Here is a 20,354-nt window from a genome sequence, read left to right on the forward strand (position 1 = left end):
TATCGCTGCTAACACAATAATAATGTTGCATTGGAAGTTTTAGGATTTAGGAGACGTGCTTTTAACGATTTATTAACTAAAGGGTATGTGTCAAACGATAAATTTGTGATCTTAATCTTTTGAGTATGAATGATAAATTTCTTAATCTTTATCTTGCGGAGGACGACCTGGACGATAGCCTCTTCTTCGAAGAAATTTTAAATGAGCAACCAACTCCCATTCAACTTACTATTGCACAGAATGGTGAAGAGCTGATGCAGCTGTTAGGAAAGGCTCCTGTTTTGCCGGATATTGTATTCCTGGATTTGAATATGCCTCTTAAAAATGGTTTTGAGTGTGTGAATGAGATACTTGCCAATGAAAAGCTCAAAGACATTAAAGTAATTGTTTTCTCTACTTTTTTCTCACCGGCAGTACTGGATAATCTCTACGATAGCGGAGCAGACTATTGTATCCAGAAGCCCTCCAGTTTTTCAGAATTCAGCCGGATTATTTCGTATGCCATACAACTGGCCAGGGCTTCAGAGACCCAGCCAGGTAGGGATAAATTTGTTTTGGATCGGTATGCCGTTTAGGAAGTAAATTTTAGGGTTTCAGCCGTACGTAGACGTGCTTGATCCTTTTGCCATCCAATTCGCGCTCATCAATTTCCAGAAAGTCACTCATTGATTTCAATAGGGGAGTCAATTTTGAAAAGCCATAACTTCTCGGATCAAAATCGGGTTTCTTTTTTACGATAAGATTTCCAACATCCCCCAAAAATGCCCAGCCATCATCATCGGCAATATCTTCAATACTGGCTTCAATCAGGTGTATGGTTTCAATATCCACTTTTTGCTGTGGTGGTTTCTCTTCTTTTTTCTTGATTCCGGTAATGGTATTGGTTTTGGCAGGTTCTTTCTTCTTAGCACCTTCAATTACTTCAATATAGACGAAAAGGTCACAGGCTACAATAAAAGGATTGGGTGTTTTTTTCTCTCCGATACCAATCACTTTCATTCCGGATTCCCGGAGGCGTATTGCCAGTCGTGTAAAATCACTATCACTGGATACAATACAAAAGCCATCCACTTTTTCGGAATATAAGATGTCCATTGCATCAATAATCATAGCAGAATCAGAAGAGTTCTTGCCATACGTATAACTGTATTGTTGTATAGGGGTAATGGCATGTTCGAGCAATACGCTTTTCCAGCCTTTGTCGTGTAATGTGGTCCAGTCACCATAGATACGCTTGGTGGTAGGGGTTCCGTATTTAGCGATTTCCTGCATCATTCCTTTGACATTGCTAAAAGGGACATTGTCAGCGTCAATAAGCACAGCTAATTTCAGATCTTGTTTACTCAGATTCATATTTTTAGGTTTATAGTATTTCAAAGATAGTGTATTTACCCTGTTTTAAAAATCTTTAAAGTACAATTCCATAAGAATACCCGGTTGGAAATCAGCCTAAAATCAATCCTTAAATAATTATGATACCAATGAATAAATAATTATTTTTGCACCGTTTTTAACGACATTCATTTTTACATTTATATTATGGTAAAAGATTTATTTGAAAGAATACAAAATAATAAAGGTCCGTTAGGAAAATGGGCTTCTCAGGCAGAAGGATATTATGTTTTTCCAAAACTGGAAGGACCGCTTTCTAACCGAATGATGTTTCACGGAAAAGAAGTCATCAACTGGAGTATCAATGATTACCTTGGACTTGCAAACCATCCTGAAGTACGCGCTGTCGATGCTCAGGCTGCTGCAGAATATGGTGCTGCCTATCCGATGGGAGCCCGGATGATGTCTGGACATACTACGTTACACGAGCAATTGCAAAATGAACTGGCTGAATTTGTACAAAAGGAAGCGGCTTATCTGTTGAATTTCGGCTATCAGGGAATGGTATCTGTTATTGATGCTTTGGTAACCAAAAATGATATTATCGTTTATGATGTGGATGCACATGCCTGTATTATTGATGGGGTAAGGCTTCACATGGGAAAACGTTTTACATACAAACATAACGATATTGAAAGTATCGAAAAAAACCTGGACCGTGCTACTAAAATGGCCGAAACTACCGGTGGTGGGATATTATTGATCACAGAAGGTGTTTTTGGAATGCGCGGGCAGCAAGGTAAGCTGAAGGAGATTGTAGCTATGAAAGCAAAATACAACTTCAGGTTATTGGTAGATGATGCACACGGTTTTGGTACACTGGGTAAAACCGGGGCCGGAGCGGGTGAGGAGCAGGGCGTTCAGGATCAGATTGACGTTTACTTCTCCACTTTTGCGAAATCTATGGCCAGTATTGGTGCTTTTATCGCAGCTGACAAAGATATTATTGACTTCCTGAAATACAACCTGCGTTCCCAAATGTTCGCCAAAGCATTACCGTCGCTTTTAGTGGCTGGTGCATTGAAACGTCTGGATATGTTGCGTACCATGCCGGAACTGAAAGCAAAGTTATGGGAAAATGTAAACGCATTACAAAATGGACTGAGAGAAAAAGGATTCAATATTGGGGATACCAATACCTGTGTAACTCCGGTTTACCTGGAAGGAAGTGTGCCGGTAGCGATGATGCTGGTAAATGACCTGAGAGAAAATTACAATGTTTTCTTATCCATCGTAATTTATCCTGTAATCCCAAAAGGGATTATCTTATTGCGAATGATTCCAACAGCAACACATACCTTAGAAGATATCAACCAGACCTTGGTTGCTTTTGAAAATATCAGGGAAAAATTAGAAAACGGAACCTATGCCAAATGGGCCGAAGAACGTACTGTAGACGTAAGCGAAGAGCGTTAATTTTTCTTGTTTTAACGTTAGAAAGCCATTCAATATCGGAATGGCTTTTTCGTTTCGATAGTTTTTTGTTTTTAATTAACAAAATTCCACATCGAATCCAGTAACTTTATAGTCTAACCCTAAAATGATGATTATGAAAAAGAATATTTTACTTTTTGGAATGCTTTATGCTTTTTTGGTTTCCTGTGGTGATAAAAAATCAGGGGATACAATGAATGGGCAGGATGAAACTACTGTAACACCAACACCGGAGGCACCACTGACCGTTACGGAGTGTTATGAAATGATCAAGAATAAAGATACCATACAAATGACCTTAAAAGTAACCAATGGTATTGCCCAGGGGGAATTGATATACAAATTAAACGAAAAGGATAGCAATACCGGGACTTTTACCGGAACAATGGAAAAAGATACCTTACGGGCGGAATATTCGTTTCAATCGGAAGGGATGATGTCCATCCGCGAAGTGGCTTTTGTACGCAATACGGAACGTGATACCGTCTTTGTCGAAGGTTTTGGGGAAGTTACCATGAAGGGGGATACCCAGCATTTCAAAAATCCCAAGCAATTGAAATTTGATAAGAACAGCATCGTGCTCAAGCGCGGTAAGTGTTATTAAAACAAAAAAAGAGCGGCTTTTCAATTGAAAAGCCGCTCTTTTAGAATATAAGGTATTCCTAAATCGTTTTGCGATAGGTCTTTCTTCTTTTATTAGTAACCGGACTGAAATTTTTCCATAAATTATGGATGGCATTATTTTCTTCCAGCTCGGGCGTACGCACACAGCTGATGATGCCTCTTTCTTTAAAGGTATGATAGTATTCATTAAAGATCAGGGCTGTTATTCCTTTATTCTGGTATTCCGGAGCAATACCAATCAGGTAAAATACCACTTCCTTACTGTGTTTTTTGGCCTTGAGCAGGTGGTAAAAACCAAAGGGGAAAAGTTTTCCGTTGGCTTTTTTAAGCGCTTCCGAAAAAGAAGGCATCACGATGCTGAACCCGATTAGTTTTCCGTCTTTATCCAAAACAAATTTAATGTATTCCGGATTGATCAGGCTGATGTATTTCTTCTTGAAATAGGCTTTCTGTACTTCGTTTATAGCGACAAACGAGGAGAGGTTGGCATAACTGTTATTGAACACGTCAAACATCTCATCCACATACGGCATAATGTCTTTAGTCTTGGTAAAACCCAGTGCTTTCAGTTGGTATCTTTTGGTGATAAGGTCGTTAGCTTTCAGGAAGAAATCCCGATTGGCGACCACGTTGGCAAACGGGAATATATTTTCCTGGTATTCTTTTTCCTGTACAAAACCCAATTGTTCAAAATGATCTTTATAATAGGAGTAATTGTACCAGGTGATCATGGTGCCCATCTGGTCAAAACCTTCTGTAAGTACGCCCACTTTATCCAGATTGGAAAATCCCATTGGGCCTTCGGTATACTCTAAGTTATTTTTCCGGCCCAGTTCGTATACTTTTTCCAATAAGGCTTTGGTCACTTCGATATCATCGATAACATCAAACCAGCCAAAACGGACTTTCTTTTTATGCTGGTTATTCACTTCATCCCAATTGATGATCGCTGCAATTTTACCCACAATCTTGTTATCGCGGTACGCAAGGTAAAAGTAAGCTTCTGCACTTTCAAAAGCGGGGTTTTTGGTTTTATCAAACCCTTCCAGCTCATCATTGATAATAGGCGGAATCCAGTACGGATTGCCTTTGTATAGTTCAAACGAAAACTTAATGAAGTCTTTCAGTTCCGCTTTCGTTTTAGCTTCTTTAATCGTAATCATAATTTTTAATTAGTCGTAGGTTCCCCTTCAATTTCGTCCACTCTTTTTTTCTTCTCTTCTTTCTCTTTCTTGGCCTTTTTATCACCTTTAGAATCTTTTCCGCTATCGATCAGGACGTCTTTGTAATTTTTATCAAAACGCCAGGAAATTCCAATTCCACCGTAAAATATCGATGGCGTATCTTTGATATTTTTACTGATAGAAGCATCAACCTGTATGTTTTCCTGGATCAGGTAGGCAGCACCGCCCCTGAAGATCCCGTCAGAATAAAAATCACTTTTATAGCCCTGCACTTCGAGGAAACCGGACCATTTTTCGTTAAATCCTCTGGTAACCGTCAATATACCGCCGTAGCTTGGGTAATCGGTTGAGATTTTATCGGCAATAATATTGGTGACCACTACCCAACGGCCAAAATGATTCTGGGTAATTACCATCACTTTCGGGCTGATGGAAGGATCCGTTGCAAAGGTATAAGGATTATCGCCAAATACAAGATTGGCTCCGGCATAAACGCCAACAGCAGGGATCAATTGTCTCCATTTGAAGCGGTGATTGGCTTTCCAACTGTAAATGTTTACTTTCTCTTCATAATTTTTGAAAGGGTCATACACCAGGTATTTAGCTCCGATAGTCGTACTCTTCAATCCACTTCGGTTGGTGGTTTGCAATGCGGTTGTATACTGATCGGCCTGGTATTGTAATTCTACTACAAATTCCAATTGTTCTTTGAAAGCACCATAGCGTATGGCCAACTCCCCGCCAAATCCTTTTGCGTCATAATTCAGGATGTCATGATTTTCTGAAATTCCGTAAATGCCTCCTTCTGCCTGGAAAACGGTCTTCCCAACAGAAAAAGCCGACATGGATTTTCCAGGTCGGTTGGAATTAATAGCATCCGTGAATTGTGCATAGTTTAAGCTTGTTGCCAGGAGCGAAAGCAACAGTAAGGTCGGTTTTAGTCTGGTCATATTTTTCAATTTACTTTGATGAAATAGAATATAAACCAAAAGTAACATATTTTATTATTTATTTAAGAGAGATAGTTTCAATTAAATACGACAATTTATTAAATTTGACAAAAATATATCCAGATCATGCAAGAAGCATCATTTACAGGTTTTATCAAAACATTATTTTACCTTGTAGTGTTTTATTATGTTTTTAAGTTTCTTTTTAGGCTCTTCGCACCTATTGTTTTGAGGAATATCGTTCAGAAAGCGGAAGCCAATTTTAAACAAAGCCAGCAACAACACTATACTTCCAACAATCAGAATACAACGACACAGGCACCTTCTTTTTCACGTCCAAAAGAAACTAAAAAAGTCGGGGAATATGTAGATTATGAAGAAATAGATTAAGTTTGCAGTATTGAACGCTTTCGTTTCGTCAGAAATGGAAGGCGTTTTTATGTTGTAACGAATTAAAATTTTTCTTCTTCTATGAAAGTACTAAACAAATTCTATCCGCATCTTTTATCGGTTGCAGGATTCCTTTTGATTGCATTGATTTATTTTTATCCCGTACTTCAGGGAAAAGAAATGTTACAATCTGACATCCAGCAGTATACCGGGATGGCAAAAGAACAGAATGATTTTCGTAAAGAAGAAAAAACCGAGCCTTACTGGACCAATTCTGCCTTCGGGGGGATGCCAACCTACCAGTTAGGAGCAAAATATCCACACAATTACATCAAAAGCATCGATGGGATTATCCGTTTTCTACCCCGTCCTGCGGATTACCTTTTCATTTATTTCCTTGGTTTTTATGGACTGTTACTCGTCCTGAAAGCCGATCCTTTAAAAGCATTTATCGGGGCACTGGCCTTTGGATTTTCCACCTACCTGATTGTTATCTTGGGGGTTGGTCACAATGCCAAAGCACATGCTATCGCCTATATACCACTGGTAGTTGCCGGGGTGATTATGGTATTCCAACGCCGGTATATTGCCGGGGGAATTCTCACCATGCTCGCGACTGCATTGGAAATCAATGCGAATCACTTCCAGATGACCTTGTACCTGCTGATTTTACTATTGGTGATCGGGATCTATTTTATGGTACAAATTATTAAGAATAAAGAATACAAAGTACTGCTGCCTATTGCAGGGACATTCCTCATTGCCCTGATCCTGGCTATTGGCGCAAATGCGACCAGCCTCATGGCCACAAAAGAATATGCTGATTTCAGTATCCGTAGTGACAGTGATCTTACCTACAGCCCTGACGGATCCAAAGCTACATCCACCAATGCCATGACCTATGACTATATAACAGAATACAGCTATGGCATAGCAGAATCATTAAACCTTATTGCACCACGTTTATTCGGAGGGGCAACACATGAAAAATTAGGTAAGGATTCCCATATGGTGGAATTTTTACAAACCCAGCCAATCTCGGAAGACCATTACATCTCCGAAGCCCAGGCAGTGGATTATGCTTCACAGGGCATGCCAACTTATTGGGGCGACCAGCCTATTGTTGCTGCACCGGCCTATATCGGGGCAGTGGTATTCTTCCTGTTTGTATTGGCAATGTTTGTTGAAAAACGAAAACTAAAATATGCTTTCCTTATCGGTGCCATCTTAACCCTGATGCTTTCCTGGGGTAAAAACTTTCCGGTACTAACCAACCTGTTTCTGGACTTTTTCCCAATGTATGATAAATTCAGGGCTGTGTCTTCCATCCAGGTGATTGTGGAACTTTGTATGCCTGTTCTGGCGATTATGGGATTGTATTCCTTTTTTAAATCGACTAAGGAAGAGCAATGGGATGGCCTTAAAAAATCTGGAATGGTGAGTTTGGGATTGATCGTATTGTTGTTCATTGCCAAATCACTCTTTAGCTTCTCAGGCGGTAATGATGCCTATTATATCCAAAATACAGGTCCGGATTTTGTCAATGCGTTGAAAGAAGACCGTAGGAGCATGTATACGTCAGACCTGCTGCGTTCCGGATTCCTGATCCTGGCTTCTGCAGGAATACTCTGGTGTTTTATCAAAGAAAAAGTATCCCATACTACTGCCGTAGTATTAGTGGGTATCCTGATGGTAGGGGATTTGGTGCTTATTGACAAAAACTATGTTGATAATAGCAGTTTCGTAAGTCCGGGTCAGGCAGAGCAGCCTTTTGAAGCTTCCCAGGCCGATTTATGGATCAAAAAAGATACTACAGATTACAGGGTTTTTGAAGTAAGCGGACTTTTAAACGGCCGAACCTCCTATTTCCACAAATCGATTGGTGGTTATAGTGCAGTACGCCCTAAGCGGATGCAGCAACTGTTTGATTACCAACTGGCCAATAATAATATTGAGGTACTGAATATGCTCAATGTAAAATATATCATCCAGAAAAATGAAAAAGGGCAGGATATCCCTGTTCCTAATCCGGATGCCAATGGAAATGCATGGTTTGTAAAAAGCATCGAAACGGTTCAATCTGCCGATGCAGAAATGAAAGCACTGGATAGCCTGGATAGTAAAATAACTGCTATTGTAAATGAAAAAGAATTTGGCAGCCTGATCAAAGCCAAGAGCTTTACCGTAGACAGCAGTGCTACTATCAAGATGGTTCAGTACAAACCGAATTACCTGAAATACAGCAGTAACAATACCAACGATGGTTTGGCTGTTTTTTCAGAGATGTATTATAAAAAAGGATGGAATGTCACTATTGATGGTAAAGCAGCAGAACATTTCAGAGCCGATTATATTTTACGCGCCCTGAACATTCCGGCTGGAAAACATACTATTGAATTCAAATTTGAACCACAGGTAGTAAAAACCGGGAGCATGATTACGCTTTTTAGCTTTATCGGTATGCTTATCGCCATTGGTGGTGGTATTTATTATTCTGTCCGTAAAGACAAAAACAAAAAATCAGTAAACGAATAGGCAATGAAAAAAGTACTGATCATCTCTTATTATTGGCCGCCAGCAGGTGGTCCCGGCGTACAGCGATGGTTAAAATTTGCAAAATACCTGCCAGAGTCTGGGGTTGAGCCAATCGTCTATGTGCCTGAAAATCCTACCTATCCGATACTGGATGAGAAACTCATTGCAGAAGTACCGGAAGGACTGACACTACTGAAAAAAAAGATAACGGAGCCCTATAAATGGGCTTCGTTTTTTTCAAAAAATAAAACCAAATCATTCAGTTCGGGAATTATCCCGAAAAGCCGGAAACAATCCTTCCTGGAGAAATGCCTCCTGATGGTACGCGGGAATCTTTTTATTCCTGATGCGCGGGTATTGTGGGTAAAGCCCTCGGTGGCCTATCTCAAAGAGTATATCGCTGCCGAAGGAATTGATACGATCATCACAACGGGGCCACCACACAGCCTCCACCTGATTGGAATGGCTTTGAAAAGTGAACTGCAGTTGCGCTGGATTGCTGATTTCCGGGATCCCTGGACTACTATTGGTTATCATAAGGCCCTGCGGCTATCTGCCTATGCAGAACGAAAGCACAAAATGCGGGAAAGTAAAGTGTTGCGTACTGCTGATCATATTGTAGTGACCAGCAAAACCACCAAAGCGGAATTTGAAGCATTGACACCACAGCCCATCACGGTTATTACCAATGGTTATGATGTGGAACCTGTGGCAAAGCAAACCCTGGATGAGAAGTTCACGCTTGCGCATATTGGTTCTTTATTATCGGAACGGAATCCCCGCATTTTGTGGAAATGCCTGAAAGAGCTGATCAAGGAAAACCCGGATTTCAAGAAAGATTTCCAACTGAAGCTGATCGGGGCGGTGAGCCAGGAAGTATTGGATGCCATTGCCGAATTTCGCCTGGGCAAATATTTGAATACCATGGGATATGTGTCCCACCAGCGGGCGGTCGAAGAACAGCGAAAATCGCAGGTGCTATTGCTTATAGAGATCAATTCGGAAGAGACGAAAAGCATCATCCCGGGAAAATTATTTGAATATATGGTTTCCGAAAGGCCTATTATTGCCATGGGACCTGAAGATTCAGATTTTGAAGAAATTGTACGTACGACCAATACAGGTGTTTTTATCCGCTATAGCGATATGGATCTGCTAAAGGAGACACTGCTGAAATATTATAAGGACTACCAAAACAAAACCTTGCAATCCCACGCTGTAGGGCTGCAACACTATAGCAGGAAACAGCTTACGAAACAGCTGGCCGAACTCATCCTGAAATAAGGGCAAAAGAAAATCCCGCTGTGCACTGCTGCATAACGGGATTTTCACATCTAACCAAACCAACCAAAACTTTAACTAAATTATGAAAAACGTAATTTAATTGTACTGGTAATAATTCAATTAACGTGCCAAAACTGAATCACTAACGATCTAATTTAGAGGTGGTATAGTTAAATATTTACTAATTTCGACACTACAACGTTTTTTGTTGATAACAGTGCGTTGTATGCAATAACCCAATTGCAGTCCCTACAATTCATCCCCGAATTCTGACAACTCAGTCAATACTAATTTTTTTCCAGACGGATAGCTTCCATATTTGTACCTATAAAATGATACTCTTATGAAAGCAACCTTTACACTATTCTTTATATGCATGACCTACTGGCTACAGGCACAAACGACGCTATCCGGTAAAGTAGTGGATGAAAAGGGTTTACCCGTTTACGGAGCGAATGTTTTCCTGGAAGGTGCTTATGATGGGGCTACAACCGCTGAAAATGGAACTTTCGAATTTACCACCGAAGCCACCGGCCCCCAAACCCTGATCATTAGCTTCCTGGCTTACGAAACTTCCCGGGTATCCATTACGGTGGAAGAAGCTGCCAATATGACTTTAAAACTTAAAAGTGCTGTCAATACGCTGGATGCGGTGATGATTAATGCCGGCAGTTTTGAGGCGGGAGACAATGCACGGGTAAGCGCACTTAAACCTTTGGATATTGTGACCACTGCAGGTTCAGCGGGGAATATCATTGCGGCTTTACAGACTTTGCCGGGAAACCAGGTGGTAGGGGAAAGTGGAAAACTATTTGTGCGCGGTGGAGAAGCCGATGAAACGCAAACCTATATCGATGGTATTCGCGTGGCACAACCGTATGGGGCCAGTACCAATAACCTGCCAACGCGCGGGCGCTTTTCACCCTTCCTGTTTAATGGGATCACATTTACAACCGGTGGCTATTCTGCAGAGTATGGTGAAGCTTTATCCAGTGTATTATTACTCAATACCATTGATGAGCCGGTACAGGAGCAAACTGATATTTCGGTCATGTCCGTTGGAGCCGGGCTAAGCAAAACCAAAAAATGGGAGCAGAATTCGCTTACTTTTAATACTTCCTATATTGACCTGGCGCCCTATCAGGCAGTAATGCCACAAAATGCCGACTGGAACCGTGCATATCGTTCCTTCTCCGGGGAATCGGTATACCGCCATAAGACCGAAGCAGGGCTGTACAAACTCTATGCAGCTTTTGACCATGCCGATTTCGATATCAATCAGTTCAATGTGAACCAGGTCGAAAAAATGCGTGTGGATATGAACAATAACAATGTCTATGTCAATGGATCCTATAAAGGCTATTTTGGCAGTAACTGGTTATTGACTACCGGGCTCAGTTATGGATACAACCAAAATAAGATCGGGCTGGATGCCAACCGGGTGCAGAATGCGGAACACGCTTCCCATTTAAAATTCAAGCTCCGCAAAACCATCTCCGAACGTTTCAAACTGAATTTCGGTGCGGATTATTTTTATACTAATTTCTCGGAAGACTATACTGCATTTGCCAGTAACAGTTACCAAAGTGGCTACACCAGCAACATTATCGCAGCCTATACCGAAGCTGATGTTTTCTTTTCGAAAAAGTTAGCTGCCAAGATCGGATTCCGTACCTCTCAAAATGAGCTATTACAGGAATTTACAGTGTCTCCACGATTGTCCCTGGCTTACAAAACCGGGAAATACTCACAGTTTTCAACGGCTTACGGTACTTTCGTACAGGCTCCTAAAGCTGATTACCTGAAATACGCTTCTGATTTAACCAATGAGAAAACGCAGCATTATTTAGTAAACTATCAGTACAATGAGGGCGGAAAGACCTTTCGTGCCGAAGCCTATTATAAAAAGTACAACGACCTGGTACATTATGACACGCCAACAGTAGTATACAATTCGGTTTTCAGGACGAATGGAAGCGGTTATGCACAGGGGCTCGATCTGTTCTGGCGGGATAATAAAACGGTTAAGAATATGGATTATTGGATTTCCTATTCCTACATTGATACCAAGCGGGATTTCAGGAATTACCCAAAAGCGGTTATGCCGAATTTTGTGGCCCATCATAACTTTTCAGTCGTAGGGAAGTATTGGGTGGAAGGCTTAAAAAGCCAGTTTGGGGCGACCTATACCTTTAGCTCCGGCAGGCCGTACAATGACCCCAACACTACTGACTTTATGGCTTCGAAGACTAAGAGTTACAATAATCTGAGTCTGAGCTGTGCTTATTTATTATCGGCACAAAAGATTTTATATTTCTCCGTGAGCAATGTACTGGGATTGCAAAATGTATACGGGTATGATTATGCCACAGCACCCAATGCAGCGGGCGTATACAACAGGCAGGCGGTGGTTCCTACAGCAGACCGTTCCATATTCATCGGGTTCTTCTGGACAATCAGTGCTGATAAAAAAACAAACCAATTGGAGAACCTTTAATGAGCGGCTATCAATACTATTACAGTAATACAACCTGACCGGTTAGCCTACGACCGGCCATTTTCCATAATAGGCGACTAATTTATAATCGCCCTTTATTTTACCAAATACAAAACCAAAATAGCTTTCAGCTGCGGTACCACTTTCGGGAAACTGCCGATAGGCCTCATAAAGCGGCATTCCGGGATCTGTTATTTTTAGGAGTTCCCGATAATAAGGATCTTTGGTTTTGGCATCGATTTCGGTGAGGTCAACCAGCGGATAGTCCGGCAGAAGACGCAACACATCCGCAGTGAAAATTTCCGGATAGTATTTTTTAAAAGCTTCCGCTGTTATGGCGTCTGTAGGTAGCGTACTATCAGAAAGAGATGCTTTGGCGGTATAGAAAGGAAAATGGACTATTGCTTTCATGCCTTGGGCATTGAGGAGTTGTTTCTTGAAATTGGTAAAGCACTTTTTAATGTCTGTTTTGGGCGGAATCACATGTTTAGTAGTGGTCGAATTACTTTTGATCAGCGTCTGAAATGCTTTTGGATCGAGATTCATAAACGATAGCGTGAGGAGCATAGCGGTGGCAAGAGTGAAAAAGCTCATAAGTACTGGGGATAAGGTGAATGGGGCATATTAAATTTAGTAAATAGTTTTCAATCTGCATTTTTTTTGGATAAAGAATACCGGGTTTTGTGTAAAAAAATGTATGTTTGGTTTTTATACCACAGCAAAATGAAACTAAATTTTTACCAGATTGATGCTTTTACAGAATATATTTTCTCCGGCAATCCTGCCTGTGTAGTCCCTTTAGAGGAATGGCTGCCCGATGCAGTGCTTTTGAAAATTACGCAGGAGAATGCAGTCGCAGAAACGGCTTTTTTTGTCCCTGCAGGGGATAAGTTCCACTTGCGCTGGTTTACCCCGGAGATCGAAATGGATCTTTGCGGACATGCGACACTGGCAACGGCACATGTAATCACTACGATTTTAGGCTATTCCAAACCGGCAATAGTATTTACAACACTGAGCGGTGATCTTGAAGTTACTGTAGCGGAAGGATTGTACACGCTGGACTTCCCATCCCGAATGCCGGAAGCGGCGGTTTTACCAGAACTGATCGCACAGGCGTTGAGCATCCAGCCTTCCAAAGTTTTAAAATCCCGGGATTATGTCCTGGTGTATGATGACGAAGCCGATATCCGGGCGATACAAATAAACCGTAACCTGCTGGATCAGGTGAATCTTGATCCCGGCGGTATCGTTGTCACTGCCAAAGGCGCGCACAGTGATTTTGTGTCCCGCTTTTTTACACCCCAGGCCTCCATACTCGAAGACCCGGTTACCGGATCAGCCCATTGCTCCCTGATTCCCTATTGGGCAGCAGCGTTGGGTAAAAAAGAAATGACTGCTTTCCAGTTGTCCCAACGGGGCGGGCAACTGTTTTGTGTGGATGCTGGCGATCGTGTACGGATTAGTGGCCATGCGAAAACCTATGCGTCAGGAACCTGCTGGACCGAATAAGTACTGTTATTTTTGAAGGGTTCGCAACGCTTTCTTCACGATATAGGCTGTAGCTTTAGTATCGCTTTCCGTTTTCCATTTTTGGCATAAGTCCCATACAAAATTAGGATTGGATTTGCTGGCGTCATTCAGCCAGTTGCCCACGCTGTCCTGCACATATTTTGATGGGTCAGATTGCAATGGTGTTATAATAGGCAGGGCCAATTCCGGGTTTTTTTTTAAGGCTTCAATATGGGCACTCCAAACGCCCCGTGGCCTTATCGCTTCACAGGCAAACCGCCTTATATTGGTATCGGTATGGGCGGTCCAGGTAGCGAGTAGGGCAATGCTTTCCGTCAATTGTGCCGTAATAGAAGGGCGGAGTGCCAACCAGCTGATTTCGCGTACACCAAAATGGGGATCTGCAGCAAAAGGCAGGATCTGCCTTAATTTTTCCCCAATATTCAGTTTCGGGTTGTGACCAATGCCATAGGCTGCCCAGCACCGGACCAAATCAGAAGGATGTGTGGCTATCGTTTCAAAAATCACCGTATCGTTATGCTGCTCCATCTGGGACCAAAGTGTGGTTCCTATAGCTTCATTGATGGTATTGACCGTTTGTTTTTTCAATTGTTTGATGCTTTCAAGTATAGGGACGAGGTAAGGTTCCCTCTTCAATTGGATCAGGAGGTGCTCCAATAATATTTCCTGATCCACCGCCAGCCATTCTACCAGGTTGGCTGTTGCTATAGTGCCACAGTTCAGTTGTGCCATGATGGCGGCTGGAATGTCCTTCGTTGATTTTGAGCCTTTGCGTTTTATAGGGATCATAAGTGTTCTTTTAAGTGTTCCGGTGCAATAATGCTGTTAGTATTTTGACTTGTGTATTGAGCGGCATCCTTTCTTTATTTTCAGTATTTTTACAAAGGTTTAAAAACGATTCCAGGTATACAATACCGCATATTTTTACCCCATAGTGGGGAATACATCACAATTATGAAAACAAAGGTACGCGCCATAGAAAATAAAATTTGCCCATTGGAAGTTGCCGTAAATACCATTAGTGGGAAATGGAAAATCCCCATAGTATGGCAAATCCATGAAGGTAAAAAACGGCCCAGCGAATTTTTGCGGGGTATTGCCAAAGTAGACAGGCGTGTCCTGAACCAGCAGCTTAAAGAGATGGAAGAGGATGGGTTATTAGTCAAAGAGGTATTTGCAGAACTGCCACCCCGGGTTGAATATACGCTTACCGCGCTGGGTGAAAAATTGGTAATGGCTTTGTGGCACCTGAACGACTGGGGCAAACTGGTTCTGGAACAGGAAAAAAAGGAATTAGATCCTGATATTGGAAAGTTGTAATAATGATTGAAAATTGTATAAGGCTTTCGGCTGGATTTTATAGGAAATTTATAGAAAAGAAAATAACCTATAAAATTGCACAAAATGGAAAATCAAAAAAGCATTGACGCATTAAACAAACTGATCGAAATTAACAATGACCGTGTTGAAGGATATGAGACTGCTGCAAAAGAAGCAGATTCAGCCGACCTGAAAAGCCTTTTCGCCTCATTGCAAACTACAAGCCAGAACAACCTCACAGAACTTCGTTCAGAAGTAACACGTTTGGGTGGTAAACCTGAAGAAGGAACGAGAGTTACCGGAAAATTCTTCAGAGCCTGGATGGATGTTAAAGCCGCCTTTACAGGAAATGACCGTAAAACGATCTTGAATTCTTGTGAGTTCGGAGAAGACAAAGCTTTGGAAACCTACGAAAACGTATTGGAAGAAAACCGTGGCGATTTAGCACCGGAACAATTGGCTTTGATTGCCAAACAACAAGCCAGCCTTACTACAGATCACGATAGAGTGAAAGCTTTAAGAGATGCTGCATAAGCTGTAAGACAAGATAGGAAAGGCCCCGTCAGAAAATGACGGGGCCTTTTTTATTTACTACTTTTCAGTAATTATCAAACGATTTTAAACCCATTATTCCGGTACGGATTCAATTGCTCGTCATTGCCGGGCAAATCGGTGATCAGGATGGAAATAGCTTCCAGACCACATACTTTAAAGGGTTCGGTACTGTTTAATTTTTCAATATTCCCTAACACTATGGTTTGTTTTGCAGCATTCAGCATGGCCTGTTTTGTAGCAGCTTCCTCCGCAAAGGCAGCTGTAACACCAAATTGTTGCTGGATGGCACAGGCGCCGAGAAAATAAATATCAGCAATATAGTTCCCAATCTCTTCACAGGTTTTGGCCCCTAAATTAGTTTCGGTGTCCCGGTTATACGCACCACCCAATAGGATGAGCTCGATATTTTTAAACCGGGCAAGCACAGGAATCAGTGCCATATTATTGGTAACGATCCTAAATTTAGCATCCACCGGAAGGTGGGCTGCAATGGTACAGTTGGTCGTTCCGCCATCCATAAATACCGTCATACCACTTTTTATAAATTGCTGCGCTTTTAATGCGATCACCTGTTTGCCTTCCGAAAGATGTGAGGTCCGATCCTGGAAATTCAGTGGATTCTTCGATAATAGTATTGCGCCGCCCCGCACTTTGGAAAGCATACCGTTGTGGTGGAGGAAATCAATATCCCTTAGAATGGTGTCTTCGGAAACCTTAAGGTCGGTCGCCAGTGTTTCATAGGTGACCTTTTCCTTTTCTTTCAGGGCTTCCAGTATATGATCAAAACGTTCTTCTTTTAGCATAAGCGTCGTAAATAAAGGGTAAAGATAAAAATAACCTGGTTTTAGAAAGTCATTTTAGGCAGTATAAAAACTAAGGATGCTTTTATTTTGATACCGCCCCGTTTTTAAGGCCATACGCGATAGCGACTGTCAGTAATAAGGCCGCGCTAAAACCCAATGCGATTGGTAAGGAAAACAGGTGGGCGATGTAGCCCAACAGTGCCGGGCCTGCCAGTTGTCCTGCGTACCCCATCGTGGTAATGGCCGGAACAGCAATAGCGGCAGATACATTTTTGAGTCTTCCGCCTTCGCTTAAAAATACCGGAACGATGTTCGCACCTCCAATACCCAAAAGGGCAAATCCCAGTAATGCAGTCCCTACCCAGGGCGTGGTTACCGCCAGCAGTAACCCAACTGCTGCAATACTCCCCCCGGCAATAACTACTGTCCGTCCGGAATAATGGGATACAATCTTATCTCCAACGAGGCGCATGATGGCCATGGCAATAGAGAAGGTGGCATACCCCATTCCCGCAAATTCTTCGGTAACACCCCGGTTTTCATGCAGGAAGATCGCACTCCAGTCCAGCATGGCCCCTTCGGATAAGAAGGCAGCAAAACTGAGGAGCCCCAGGAATACTACACTGCCTCGGAGCCAGGAGAATGCAGTGGTTTTTTCGCTTGTAGCGCTGGTTGAAAAATCACGCATTGCTGCTCTTTCTGTCGCTGCATCAAAGAGTGAACTATATTGTGAAAAGACAATCAGTAGGAGCAGTCCTGCAATGCTCAGTGCGGCAGCCAGTGGGGAAAGTCCTGTTTTCATTAGGAACCCCAAACCCAGTGCCCCCAAAAGGCCCCCCACGCTAAAGAGCCCGTGGAAGGATGACATGATCGGTTTCCCGTAACGGTTTTGTACCTGAACCCCGTGTGCAATCATCGCTACATCCACCGTTCCCACAGCAGCACCAAAAAGGAACAATACGAGCCCCATTGATAGTGCCGTATGCATCATTAGAAGAAGGGGTAATAGCAGTGCCATTAGTATAGTAGCATACAGGATAACGATACGGTTTCCCACTTTATGTGCTAAGTAGCCGCTCACAGGCATCATCATAATCGCTCCTGCTCCCAGTAGCAGTAATAATAAGCCCAGGCTGGCATCGTCGAGTTGTAATCTTGCTTTGGCATAAGGAACCATAGGTGCCCAACTGGAAATACCCAGTCCACACACGAGAAACATTGCTTTTGTGGCTCTTTTAGCCTTTACTATTGAATCAGTCATTCGGATGAAAATAAAATTATTTTGCAAATTTATGCAAATTTGTATAAATACGCATTATTTGTTTTGCGATTTTACTACTGATTTAGGAGTAAGACATGCTTTAGTTAGGGTTACTGCCAATAGAAAAAGCCCCATAGCATACACTATGGGGCTTATGGAATTCTTATTTTAGTACGATTATAGCGTAGCCATATCAATGACGAAACGGTAACGAACATCACCTTTCACCATACGTTCATAGGCAGATTGAATATCTTTCATATCAATCATTTCTATTTCCGATACAATATTGTTTTCGGCACAGAAGTCCAGCATTTCCTGAGTTTCAGCAATACCACCGATACCGGAACCTGCAAGGCTTTTTCGGCCTCCTAATAGACTAAAGGCAGCAATTTCAGCGGGTTTTGGTGGTACACCTACACAGATGTGAACCCCATTGGTACGCAATAATGACAGGTACATATTGAAATCGTGCTCCGCAGAAACGGTATCTAATATAAAATCAAAAGTTCCTTTGGCAGCATTCACCTGTGCTTCATCTGTGGTCACTACAAAATGATGCGCACCTAATTTTTTAGCATCGGCTTCTTTTTTCGGAGAAGTACTCAATACAGTAACTTCAGCGCCAAATGCCACACCAAATTTAACGGCCATGTGCCCCAATCCACCCAGTCCTAATACGGCTAATTTATGGCCTTTGCCCACTTTCCAGTGGCGTAATGGAGAGTAGGTAGTAATTCCGGCACATAATAATGGTGCTACGGCAGCCAGGTTCAGTTTATCCGAAACATGTAATACAAATTCTTCACGAACAACGATAGTATTGGAATACCCACCATACGTTGGCGTTTTTCCGTCACGCTCAAAACCATTGTAGGTTGGCGTATTGCCTTCCAGGCAATATTGTTCTAAGTCTTGTTTGCAATTTTCACACACCTGGCAGGAATCCACCATACAGCCTGTACCGGCAAGGTCGCCTACTTTAAAGTTTTTGACATGATCGCCCACTTTTACCACGCGCCCTACGATTTCGTGTCCGGGTACCATTGGGAATATTCCCGGGAACCAATCATTTTTGATCTGGTGCAGGTCGGAGTGGCATACACCGCAATACAATATATCAAACTGAACATCATGAGGGCCTACTTCACGGCGTTCAAAATTCCATGGAGCCAAATCTGTTTCAGGGCTTTGCGCCGCATATCCTTTTGTTGGTATCATATTCTTATAGTTAATTAAATTATTACGTAAAAATAAATAAGTCCACTACCAATAAGTTGCAAAAATCAAACAATAAATTGCAATTTTCAAACGGACATGGCACTTCCGGTTTTCGATTCCAGACTAAAGTTATTAAAAATGCAGGCTAAAAATACATGGAGCTGCAAAAAAGACAATGCTATTTTTAAAAAACGGAACGGAATCAGGGACGGAAACGTTTATTTATTACGAATAACAGCTGTATCGTGTAACCAACAGCCTCTTTTCCTGCTCTAACCTTTTATGAAAACAAACTTCCTCATTTCCGCATTTTGTGTAGCCTGGTGTAGTATAACACCCGTATGCGCACAGCAGTCATCGGCCGATAAGGCACAAGCTGCACTCTTTCAGGAGCTTCAGCAAAAAGACAGCCTCCTTTTTGATTTTATTTTCAACAGCTGTGCTATCAATAAGCTCCAGACGGTCCTCTCTAAGGATTTTGTCATGCTCTACGACAATGGCCTTAAGGATTCTACCACACCGCAATCCTATGATTCCTACATTGCCAACATAATGAAAGGATGTGACAAAAAGCGTAAAAATGAAGGGACGTCGATGCGACGGGAAGTGGTCAAAGGATCACTGCAGGTTTTTAATGTCACCCAGGATATAGCGGTACAAACCGGGGTGCAGCGTTTTTTTACAGTGTCTAAAGAAGGCACGGCAACGCTGGTTGAAGAATCAAAGTTCTTACGGAACTGGCAGCAGAAAAAAGGAGAATGGAAGATGATTACCGAAACCGATTTCAAGATCGACCACAATCCCCAGGGCGTATCAGACCGTTATGTACCCGACGCTTATGTACCGGCATCTGAAGCACTGTACAACACGGTAGTCGAACTGGACAGCCTTTATTTTGATACCTACAACAACTGCAAGATGGATAAGATGGCAGCATTAACGGCAGACGATATTGAGTTTTATCATGACGGGGGTGGACTCACTACTTCAAAAAAAGATTTGATAGCTTCGATCCAGAAAAACATTTGTGGTAAAGTCACCCGCATCCTGTCTCCAAACAGTATTGAAGTATATGAAATACCCGGTTATGGCGCGGTTGAGGTGGGCTACCATAGCTTCCGGAATAGTAGCGAACCCGGAGAAAGCCATCCCAGCAAGTTTATAACACTCTGGCGTTTTAAAGACAAACAATGGCAAATGGCCCGTGTGGTAAGCCTCCATTAAACCTAAAGTTTTCCTTTTAAGAATAGTTACGGGAAGTAGTTTGTGTTCCCAAGAAGGATGCCCGCGATAGCATCGGCATAATAGCAGCTTCCGCGAGGTTCCAGCTCGTGGCGCCAATCAAAATCGGTGGCTATTGGAAATGGTTTT

The 20,354-nt window shown here is 42.2% G+C and carries 19 protein-coding genes; 11 read left to right on the plus strand and 8 right to left on the minus strand.

Annotated elements, in window-relative coordinates:
• The first annotated feature begins 125 nt into the window (after window positions 1–125).
• Complete coding sequence (locus FK004_RS11785) at window positions 126–575, plus strand: response regulator (RefSeq protein ID WP_108737428.1); 450 nt, start codon at window positions 126–128, stop codon at window positions 573–575.
• 10 nt (window positions 576–585) lie between these two features.
• Here FK004_RS11785 and FK004_RS11790 read toward each other — a convergent pair whose 3' ends face one another.
• On the minus strand, window positions 586–1,353 hold the full coding sequence (locus tag FK004_RS11790; protein ID WP_108737429.1) for an NYN domain-containing protein: 768 nt from the start codon (window positions 1,351–1,353) through the stop codon (window positions 586–588).
• Window positions 1,354–1,539: 186 nt separating this feature from the next.
• On the opposite strand from FK004_RS11790, the gene capB reads away from it, so the two are divergent.
• Together capB and FK004_RS11800 are read left to right on the plus strand one after the other, a co-directional pair.
• On the plus strand, window positions 1,540–2,808 hold the full coding sequence (gene capB / locus FK004_RS11795) for a cysteate-C-fatty acyltransferase (RefSeq protein ID WP_108737430.1): 1,269 nt from the start codon (window positions 1,540–1,542) through the stop codon (window positions 2,806–2,808).
• A 133-nt stretch (window positions 2,809–2,941) separates the two neighbouring features.
• Complete coding sequence (locus tag FK004_RS11800) at window positions 2,942–3,430, plus strand: hypothetical protein (protein ID WP_108737431.1); 489 nt, start codon at window positions 2,942–2,944, stop codon at window positions 3,428–3,430.
• A 58-nt stretch (window positions 3,431–3,488) separates the two neighbouring features.
• Here the strand turns inward: FK004_RS11800 and FK004_RS11805 are convergent, their stop codons facing one another.
• Both FK004_RS11805 and FK004_RS11810 read right to left on the minus strand, forming a co-directional pair.
• Window positions 3,489–4,613 (minus strand): GNAT family N-acetyltransferase, encoded by a 1,125-nt coding sequence (locus FK004_RS11805; protein WP_108737432.1) that lies wholly within the window; start codon window positions 4,611–4,613, stop codon window positions 3,489–3,491.
• Between the two features lie 5 nt (window positions 4,614–4,618).
• The gene (locus FK004_RS11810) at window positions 4,619–5,584 is read right to left on the minus strand and encodes a transporter (RefSeq protein ID WP_108737433.1); all 966 of its coding nucleotides are present in this window, start codon (window positions 5,582–5,584) and stop codon (window positions 4,619–4,621) included.
• Between the two features lie 126 nt (window positions 5,585–5,710).
• Between FK004_RS11810 and FK004_RS11815 the strand changes: the two genes are divergently transcribed.
• The 4 genes from FK004_RS11815 (at window position 5,711) to FK004_RS11830 (ending at window position 12,290) form a co-directional block, all read left to right on the plus strand.
• Window positions 5,711–5,974, plus strand: coding sequence for a DUF4834 family protein (locus tag FK004_RS11815; RefSeq protein WP_108737434.1), 264 nt, complete (start codon window positions 5,711–5,713; stop codon window positions 5,972–5,974).
• Between the two features lie 81 nt (window positions 5,975–6,055).
• Window positions 6,056–8,509 (plus strand): YfhO family protein, encoded by a 2,454-nt coding sequence (locus FK004_RS11820; protein WP_108737435.1) that lies wholly within the window; start codon window positions 6,056–6,058, stop codon window positions 8,507–8,509.
• 3 nt (window positions 8,510–8,512) lie between these two features.
• Window positions 8,513–9,793 carry a glycosyltransferase family 4 protein gene (locus FK004_RS11825; protein ID WP_108737436.1) on the plus strand — a complete coding sequence of 427 codons (1,281 nt, stop codon included), beginning with the start codon at window positions 8,513–8,515 and terminating at the stop codon, window positions 9,791–9,793.
• A gap of 343 nt (window positions 9,794–10,136) precedes the next feature.
• Window positions 10,137–12,290 carry a TonB-dependent receptor gene (locus FK004_RS11830; RefSeq protein ID WP_108737437.1) on the plus strand — a complete coding sequence of 718 codons (2,154 nt, stop codon included), beginning with the start codon at window positions 10,137–10,139 and terminating at the stop codon, window positions 12,288–12,290.
• 42 nt (window positions 12,291–12,332) lie between these two features.
• On the opposite strand, the gene FK004_RS11835 is transcribed toward FK004_RS11830, so the two are convergent.
• A complete protein-coding gene (locus FK004_RS11835) occupies window positions 12,333–12,884 on the minus strand; it encodes a hypothetical protein (RefSeq protein ID WP_108737438.1) in 552 nt (183 codons plus the stop codon).
• A gap of 129 nt (window positions 12,885–13,013) precedes the next feature.
• On the opposite strand from FK004_RS11835, the gene FK004_RS11840 reads away from it, so the two are divergent.
• On the plus strand, window positions 13,014–13,802 hold the full coding sequence (locus tag FK004_RS11840; protein WP_108738828.1) for a PhzF family phenazine biosynthesis protein: 789 nt from the start codon (window positions 13,014–13,016) through the stop codon (window positions 13,800–13,802).
• Window positions 13,803–13,808: 6 nt separating this feature from the next.
• On the opposite strand, the gene FK004_RS11845 is transcribed toward FK004_RS11840, so the two are convergent.
• Complete coding sequence (locus tag FK004_RS11845) at window positions 13,809–14,612, minus strand: DNA alkylation repair protein (RefSeq protein WP_108737439.1); 804 nt, start codon at window positions 14,610–14,612, stop codon at window positions 13,809–13,811.
• A 165-nt stretch (window positions 14,613–14,777) separates the two neighbouring features.
• Here FK004_RS11845 and FK004_RS11850 point away from each other — a divergent pair, with 165 nt between their 5' ends.
• Complete coding sequence (locus FK004_RS11850; protein ID WP_108737440.1) at window positions 14,778–15,143, plus strand: winged helix-turn-helix transcriptional regulator; 366 nt, start codon at window positions 14,778–14,780, stop codon at window positions 15,141–15,143.
• Between the two features lie 84 nt (window positions 15,144–15,227).
• Window positions 15,228–15,677 carry a ferritin-like domain-containing protein gene (locus tag FK004_RS11855; RefSeq protein ID WP_108737441.1) on the plus strand — a complete coding sequence of 150 codons (450 nt, stop codon included), beginning with the start codon at window positions 15,228–15,230 and terminating at the stop codon, window positions 15,675–15,677.
• A gap of 74 nt (window positions 15,678–15,751) precedes the next feature.
• On the opposite strand, the gene FK004_RS11860 is transcribed toward FK004_RS11855, so the two are convergent.
• The 3 genes from FK004_RS11860 to FK004_RS11870 all read right to left on the minus strand — a co-directional run bounded on the left by FK004_RS11860 (window position 15,752) and on the right by FK004_RS11870 (window position 18,983).
• On the minus strand, window positions 15,752–16,501 hold the full coding sequence (locus tag FK004_RS11860; protein WP_108737442.1) for a DeoR/GlpR family DNA-binding transcription regulator: 750 nt from the start codon (window positions 16,499–16,501) through the stop codon (window positions 15,752–15,754).
• An 82-nt stretch (window positions 16,502–16,583) separates the two neighbouring features.
• Window positions 16,584–17,762 carry an MFS transporter gene (locus FK004_RS11865; protein WP_108737443.1) on the minus strand — a complete coding sequence of 393 codons (1,179 nt, stop codon included), beginning with the start codon at window positions 17,760–17,762 and terminating at the stop codon, window positions 16,584–16,586.
• Window positions 17,763–17,939: 177 nt separating this feature from the next.
• Entirely contained in the window at window positions 17,940–18,983 is a 1,044-nt protein-coding gene (locus tag FK004_RS11870) for an NAD(P)-dependent alcohol dehydrogenase (RefSeq protein ID WP_108737444.1), read from the minus strand.
• Window positions 18,984–19,265: 282 nt separating this feature from the next.
• Between FK004_RS11870 and FK004_RS11880 the strand changes: the two genes are divergently transcribed.
• Entirely contained in the window at window positions 19,266–20,207 is a 942-nt protein-coding gene (locus FK004_RS11880) for a nuclear transport factor 2 family protein (RefSeq protein WP_108737446.1), read from the plus strand.
• Window positions 20,208–20,354: the final 147 nt, after the last annotated feature.

Origin of the sequence: Flavobacterium kingsejongi, assembly GCF_003076475.1 — a bacterium.
GTDB classification, from domain to species: domain Bacteria; phylum Bacteroidota; class Bacteroidia; order Flavobacteriales; family Flavobacteriaceae; genus Flavobacterium; species Flavobacterium kingsejongi.